This is a genomic window from Capnocytophaga sp. oral taxon 329 str. F0087, from assembly GCF_000213295.2.
GTDB classification, from domain to species: Bacteria; Bacteroidota; Bacteroidia; order Flavobacteriales; family Flavobacteriaceae; genus Capnocytophaga; species Capnocytophaga leadbetteri_A.
The window spans coordinates 1-814 of record NZ_KN390102.1 but is presented as its reverse complement, the minus strand read 5'-3'; the positions used below and the strand labels follow the sequence as shown (position 1 = coordinate 814).

The 814-nt window shown below is 40.7% G+C and carries 2 protein-coding genes; both read left to right on the top strand.

What is annotated here, in order from left to right; all coding sequences use genetic code 11:
* The first annotated feature begins 54 nt into the window (after window positions 1-54).
* Window positions 55-564 carry a hypothetical protein gene (locus HMPREF9074_RS11560; RefSeq protein WP_034541064.1) on the top strand — a complete coding sequence of 170 codons (510 nt, stop codon included), beginning with the start codon at window positions 55-57 and terminating at the stop codon, window positions 562-564.
* Window positions 545-814: hypothetical protein (locus tag HMPREF9074_RS11555; RefSeq protein ID WP_034541061.1), on the top strand; the 270-nt coding region annotated here is incomplete at its 3' end. The genes HMPREF9074_RS11560 and HMPREF9074_RS11555, both read left to right, overlap by 20 nt.

Here is an 814-nt window from a genome sequence, read left to right as displayed (position 1 = left end):
TTCACTAATCCTATATTGTGGAACACTCTTAAGGCATTCCTTAAGCTATAATTAATGATGAAAACGACTGAACAAAATAAACTATCTGGCGCAGCGAGTGCTATCATAGCCCAGTCAGCAGTGGAAAATAACAAAAAGGCTATCACTACTACCATTAATATAGGATTTATTTTATTTGGTGTAGCAGTAGTAGGTGTAGGCTTCACTGCGTTTTACTTTTTGTATTGGAAAAACCGCTTCCGTCCGATGAAGTACAACCAATATGCGGCTAATAGCAACGTACCTCCAGCAGCGGCTGTAGCCAAAGCCAATGCCTTATACGAGGCAATGAAAGGAGCAGGTACGGACGAAAAGGCTATAAAGAATGCTTTGCGTAATGTTAATTACAACGGATACGTAGATGTTTACAATGCCTTTGGCAAACGTGAACCTGGCGGGCTATCATTCTCATTAGGCAATGGCAATTACGAAGACCTTACAAGTTTCTTACACGGTGATTTAAATGATAAAGAACTACAAGACTTACGCCGTGCTATGGCTCCAGATGCCGCAACACTTATCTAATACTAAGAAAATGATGATGAATGTTTCAAAAAATAAAGCCTTTTTAATAGCAGGTGTCGCTGTGCTGGGGTTAGGTGTAGGCGCGTACTTCCTATTTTTTCGACAAAAAAAAGGAGCATACAACCCTAACGACACTAACCCTAATGCTAACCCAGCTGCTACTGCTGATTATCGCAAGCAGTTACAAGCCTTTTCAAAAAGCCAAAAATTAAAGGATACTACTCGTTCGCTCCTCGCAACGATGAACCAA

Bases quoted from the DNA above. Each gene is read 5' to 3' on its own strand.
- HMPREF9074_RS11560 (WP_034541064.1), top strand. From the start codon at position 55: ATGATGAAAACGACTGAACAAAATAAACTATCTGGCGCAGCGAGTGCT.